This window comes from Luteibacter sp. P4_E6 (assembly GCF_056401535.1).
In genome coordinates this window covers 1-5,228 of record NZ_JBFUJE010000274.1, presented here as the reverse complement: position 1 = coordinate 5,228, position 5,228 = coordinate 1, and the positions used below count along the sequence as shown (strand labels likewise).

The 5,228-nt window shown below is 63.6% G+C and carries 6 protein-coding genes; 5 read left to right on the top strand and 1 reads right to left on the bottom strand.

The window, feature by feature from the left end; genetic code table 11:
* A partial coding sequence (locus AC1DT2_RS15195) for a Fic family protein (protein WP_477297209.1) occupies positions 1-1,476 on the top strand: 1,476 nt, incomplete at its 5' end.
* A gap of 78 nt (positions 1,477-1,554) precedes the next feature.
* On the opposite strand, the gene AC1DT2_RS15190 is transcribed toward AC1DT2_RS15195, so the two are convergent.
* On the bottom strand, positions 1,555-1,773 hold the full coding sequence (locus tag AC1DT2_RS15190) for a twin transmembrane helix small protein (RefSeq protein WP_036139356.1): 219 nt from the start codon (positions 1,771-1,773) through the stop codon (positions 1,555-1,557).
* Positions 1,774-1,832: 59 nt separating this feature from the next.
* Between AC1DT2_RS15190 and AC1DT2_RS15185 the strand changes: the two genes are divergently transcribed.
* Genes AC1DT2_RS15185 through cyoE form a run of 4 tightly spaced genes read left to right on the top strand, consistent with a single transcriptional unit; the run spans position 1,833 to position 5,192 of the window.
* Complete coding sequence (locus AC1DT2_RS15185) at positions 1,833-2,564, top strand: SURF1 family protein (protein ID WP_477297207.1); 732 nt, start codon at positions 1,833-1,835, stop codon at positions 2,562-2,564.
* Complete coding sequence (locus AC1DT2_RS15180) at positions 2,561-3,127, top strand: hypothetical protein (RefSeq protein WP_477297206.1); 567 nt, start codon at positions 2,561-2,563, stop codon at positions 3,125-3,127. Before AC1DT2_RS15185 ends, AC1DT2_RS15180 begins: the two co-directional genes overlap by 4 nt.
* Positions 3,127-4,278 (top strand): COX15/CtaA family protein, encoded by a 1,152-nt coding sequence (locus tag AC1DT2_RS15175; RefSeq protein WP_213949300.1) that lies wholly within the window; start codon positions 3,127-3,129, stop codon positions 4,276-4,278. Before AC1DT2_RS15180 ends, AC1DT2_RS15175 begins: the two co-directional genes overlap by 1 nt.
* Positions 4,275-5,192: a heme o synthase gene (gene cyoE / locus AC1DT2_RS15170; protein ID WP_477297204.1), complete on the top strand. Its 918-nt coding sequence runs from the start codon at positions 4,275-4,277 to the stop codon at positions 5,190-5,192. The genes AC1DT2_RS15175 and cyoE overlap by 4 nt, the downstream gene beginning before the upstream one ends.
* Positions 5,193-5,228 lie beyond the last annotated feature (36 nt).

The window sequence follows — 5,228 nt, the reverse complement described above, 5'->3', positions numbered from 1 at the left end:
TATCTGCACTCCTCTCTAGGTCTGACGGCTTTCGAACCCCGGCGTCCTGCGTTGGTGAAGCCCGTCTCGAAATTGGTGGAGAACGCTGATCACCTGGCCGTGCCGGCTGCCGTTGTGGAGCGCATGGAGCTCGACCATGGCGGGATGCTAGCCCACCTCTTGTTCGCCCTGAAGCACGAGGGCACGAATCTAGCCATCCTCATGGAGGCACTGACGCACCTTCCGGAGGAGGCGCTAGTCGCGGCAATGACGCGCACCCCGGGTAGCGTCTTCGTTCGAAAGGCCTGCTATCTCTGGGAGGCGGCCAATAGCCGGACATTGGACGCAGCGCCGGCCGCGAAGGGTGCCATGGTGGATCTCTTCGATCCGGCCCGTTATGTGACGATGGAAGGAGAGCGACACCCCAAGTGGCGTGTCCATTTCAACGGTTTGGGCTCCCTTCGCTATTGCGCCACCGTCGAGCGAACCGATGTTGTCGAAAAGGCTCTGGCGAGCGAGCTGATCGAACGGATTCACCGGTATACCGATGATGTCGGAACGGCGGTGAGGGATCGGGCCCTTGAATGGGCCTACCTCGACGAGACACGTAGCAGCTTTGCGATCGAGCGGGAAACGCCGAGTGAAGAGAAGCAGCGCGCCTTCGTAGCCCTCCTGCATTCTGCACACAAAAAGCGGGATATCAGCGAAGACTATCTCGTTCAACTGCAGACCACCGCCGTGACCAATCCGCTTGATCGTGCGTTGGGTTTCCGCGCGCAACAGAACTATCTGCAAGGGCCGCTCCGTGGGGCTCCAGGCGTGACCTATGTGCCGCCACCGCCCGTTCTTGCAGGCGAATTGATGGACGAGTTGATGGCTTTCATCAACCGTGCGCCGACAGCCCTTGACCCACTTGTCGCGGGTGCCGTGGCTTCGTTCGGATTCGTCTTCGTTCACCCCTTCATGGACGGCAACGGCAGACTTTCACGCTTCCTCGTTCACTACGCCCTGTGCCAGTCGGGTCGCATGGATAACGGGCTCATCCTCCCTGTTTCGATCGCCATGAACGCCCATGAGGCTGATTACCTATCCACCCTCCAGATTTTCTCGGTACCCGCGCGCGAACGTTGGCGCGTCGGCTGGATAGGCGAAGACGAGTACGACCTGCACTATGAGGGCAGCGCAGGGCACGAGCTCTACCGCTATTGGGATGCGACCCCCGCCGTCGAGTTCTGCTACCGGATGGCCGATCAGGCGCTGGAGGTCAACCTTCGCGAAAACACCGAGTTCATCCTTCGCTACGACCGGGTCGTTCGTGAAGTGGAGCGCCGCTACGATCTTCGCGGGAGCGACCTGGCCACGCTGGTGACGAGTGCTCTGACACAGAATGGCGTCGTTTCGAAGCGGCGCCGCGATCAGTTCGCTGACCGTGTCCCGGCTGCCGTATTCGACCTTATTGAAGAAACGTCGAAGGCGGCCCTCGCTTTGACCGGATAATCCCCGTTGCGATCAACCCCTGTAGTTACCCCACGGCACCAAATGCCGCACCGCGCCTTGGCCCCCCGGCCTGGCGCGTTAGAATTGGCCGACCCCATGGGGGTGCAGCCAGCCCATGAAGATGCCCAGCGCGACCATGGCGATGAGCAGCAACGACAGACCAATGCGACGGGTGAGCGCCCACACCGTGCGCTTGCTCTGGCCTTTGTCGGTCATCATGAAGAACAGGGCCTGGCCAAGGTTGAAAAGCACAACCAACAGCAGGATCACCAGCGCGTACTTATAGATGGTTTCCACGTGACCCTTCCGCCTGATATCGACAATCCGAGTATAGCGGTGGCCACGGGGCGTCTGGCATGACCTTCTTGCGTCGTCCGACGTGGTTCGCTGTCGCACTTACCGTGGTCGGCGTGCTGGCCTTCGTGCGCCTGGGTGTCTGGCAGCTGGATCGCGCCGACGAGAAGGACGAGCTGCTGCGGCGCTACGCCGCATCCGCCGCCGCGGCCGTGGAGGACTTCGGCATGATTGCCGACGCACCTCCGGTGGATCGCTACCCGCGTGTGGCGTTGCATGGCCAGTTCGTGCCTGGCCACACCTACATCCTCGACGACCAGACCCATGCGGGCCAGGTCGGCATCCATGTTTACGTGCCGTTCTCGCCGCACGGACACGTGCCGTACGTGCTGGTGGACCTCGGATTCCTGGCCAAGGAGGCCGGCGCCAACCCGCGACTGCCGCCGTTGCCCAGGGGCGAAACGACGATTCGCGGGCTGTACGTGCCGTCGCCCGGTGTCGGTGTTCGCCTGGGCGGCGATCGCCTGCCGGAACAGCACGGTGCGGAAAAATCGATGGTGTATGTCGACATAAAGGAGATCGGCGCCGACGTCGGCCGCGCGCTGTATCCTCGCGTGTTGCTGCTCGATGCCGATCCGGCCAGCATCTATACGCGCGACTGGACGCCCGGCTTCATGCCGCCGGCGCGGCATCGCGCCTATGCATTCCAGTGGTTCACCTTCGCGCTCGCCGCGGTGGTGATCTTCGTCCTCCTGCATCGCCAGCGACGCCCGAAGCGGCCCGAGCAACCATGACCGATCCGAACGTCTCCACCAAGAACATCCGTAGTAGCCGCATCAAGCTGATCCTGATCATGCTGGTGTTCCTTGCGCCCATCATCGCTGCGGGGCTGCTTACCCTCAGCGGCTGGCAGCCGGAAGGGAAGGGCAACGGCCGGCCCATCGTGCCTCAGCGCAGCGTCAACGATGTGCGTATCGACGTGAACGGCAAGCCCTGGGTGTGGCGAGACAGTGAGCCGCGCCTGACCCTGATCGCCTTGCCGGGTCCCGGCTGCGCCGACCATTGCCTGCAGACCCTGGCGCTGATGCGCAACGCGCGCATCGTGCTCAACGCCAATGCGGATCGCCTGCGCCTGCTCTATCTGGGAACGCCGCCGACCGCGCCGGGTGCCGATGGCGTCATGCCTTCCTGGAAGGTGGGCGGTGATATCGCCGATGCCTTCGGAGAATTCCGTTCGACCGAGCCGGACAGTGTCTCCGCCGTGCTTATCGAGTCCAACGGCACAGCGTTGTCTTACTATCCCGCCGGTTTCGACCCGAGCGGCCTACGCAAGGACATGCAGAAGGTGATCCGCTGATGCCGCCGCGTACCGTGAAAATCCTGCGCACGCTCGGGCTTCTCGCTGCACTGTTCGCCTTCTGCATCGTGATGTTCGGCGCCTTCGTCCGTCTTTCCAATGCCGGGCTTTCCTGTCCGGATTGGCCGACCTGCTACGGCAAGGCCTCGTGGCCCGGCCACGCGCAGGACATCGCGCAGGCGAACGAAGCGTTCCCGGATCGCCCCTACGAAACGCACAAGGCCTGGCGAGAGCAGGTCCATCGTTTCCTCGCCGGTGGCCTGGGCTTCATGGTGCTGGCCATCGCGCTGATCTCGGCCTGGCGCCGACGCGTGGCGGTGGTCGCGGTACTGCTCGCCGCCGCGTTCGCCGTGGTGGGCGTCGTGATGTACATGCGCGGCGAGCATGTCGTCTCCTCGTTCCTTTCCGCTTTCGCGATTGCCTTGCCGCTGATCGCCGCAGCAACGCTCGACCGACCGGGTGCGTGGAAGATCGGCATCGCGGCGCTGGCGGTGATCATCTTCCAGGCCATGCTCGGCATGTGGACGGTGACCCTGTTGCTGAAGCCGATCGTGGTGATGGGCCATCTGCTCGGGGGCCTTGCTACGTTCGCCTTGCTAGCGTGGGCTGCGCTGCGCTGGTGGCGCGTAGGAACGCCGGACGACCGCTTCGCCGCACTGCGTGCGCCCATCGCGATCGGCATCGTCGTGCTGGTCTGCCAGATCGCCCTGGGCGGATGGACGAGCTCGAACTACGCGGCGCTCGCCTGCGGCACGGATTTTCCGAAGTGCCTCGGCCAGTGGTGGCCGCAGACCGATTTTCCACAGGCCTTCGTACTCTGGCGCGGCATCGGCGTGAACTATGAAGGCGGTGTGCTCGATATGGCGGCACGCAGTTCGATCCAGCTCGCGCATCGCATCGGTGCGCTGGTGACGTTCTGTTACCTGGCGTGGCTCTCGCACAAGCTGGCGCGCGCCGGTCTGCGCAGGATCGGTATCGCGGTCGGCGTGGTTCTGATCGCGCAAGTCCTTCTTGGTGTCGGCAATGTCCACCTCGGACTGCCGCTGCCCGTGGCGACGGCGCACAATGGCGTGGCGGCCCTGCTTCTCTTCACCCTGCTCGCGGCCCTGGCCAGCACGCAGCGCCTGCCTGCGACGACGGAGTCCCTGTGAGCAAGATCGCCCAATACTACGAACTGACCAAGCCGCGCGTCGTCGCGCTGCTGGTTTTCTGTGCGGTTATCGGCATGTTCCTCGCCGTCGATGCCTCCGGCCAGCGCGTGTTGCCGACCTGGCATGCGGCGGTCTTCGGTACGCTCGGCATCTGGCTGGCATCGGCTTCGGCGGCGGCGTTCAATCACCTCATCGACCAGCGCATCGACAAGCTGATGGCGCGCACCTCGCACCGTCCCCTTGCGACGGGGCAGCTCACGCCGATGCAGGTGTTCATCTTCGCGATGTCGCTCGGCATCGTGTCGATGCTGGTGCTCGTGTTCCTGGTGAACATGCTCACCGCCGTGCTGACCTTCTTCTCGCTGATCGGCTACGCGGTGATCTACACGGCGTACCTCAAACGTGCGACACCGCAGAACATCGTGATCGGTGGTCTCGCTGGTGCGGCGCCGCCCATGCTCGGCTGGACGGCGGTGACCGGTTCGCTGCATCCGTATGCGTTGCAGCTGTTGCTCATCATTTTCGTCTGGACGCCGCCGCACTTCTGGGCCCTGGCGATCTTCCGCGTCGATGACTACTCGCGTGCGCAGGTGCCGATGCTGCCGGTGACCCATGGCGTGGTCTACACGCGCTGGCACATCCTGTTTTATACGATCCTGCTTTGCGTGGTGACGTTGCTGCCTTTCTTCACCGGCATGAGCGGGCTCATTTACCTGTTCGGCGCGGTGATCCTCGGCGCGGGCTTCCTCTGGTACGCCATCCGCATGCTCAACCCGCCGGACGAGCTGTTTGCGATGAAAATGTTCAACTATTCCATCGTGTACCTGATGGTCTTGTTCGCCTTCCTGCTGGCGGACCACTGGCTGGTGGATCCGATGGTGCAGCCGGCGTTTAGGCTGGAGCCGGTGGTCTGACGGGACAGCATCGCCGATGAATCGGCTCCCACAGAG

What these genes read in the sequence shown, in the direction of transcription:
- AC1DT2_RS15185 (WP_477297207.1), top strand. Translation starts at nt 1,833, where the DNA reads ATGACCTTCTTGCGTCGTCCGACGTGGTTCGCTGTCGCACTTACCGTG.
- AC1DT2_RS15180 (WP_477297206.1), top strand. Translation starts at nt 2,561, where the DNA reads ATGACCGATCCGAACGTCTCCACCAAGAACATCCGTAGTAGCCGCATC.
- AC1DT2_RS15175 (WP_213949300.1), top strand. Translation starts at nt 3,127, where the DNA reads ATGCCGCCGCGTACCGTGAAAATCCTGCGCACGCTCGGGCTTCTCGCT.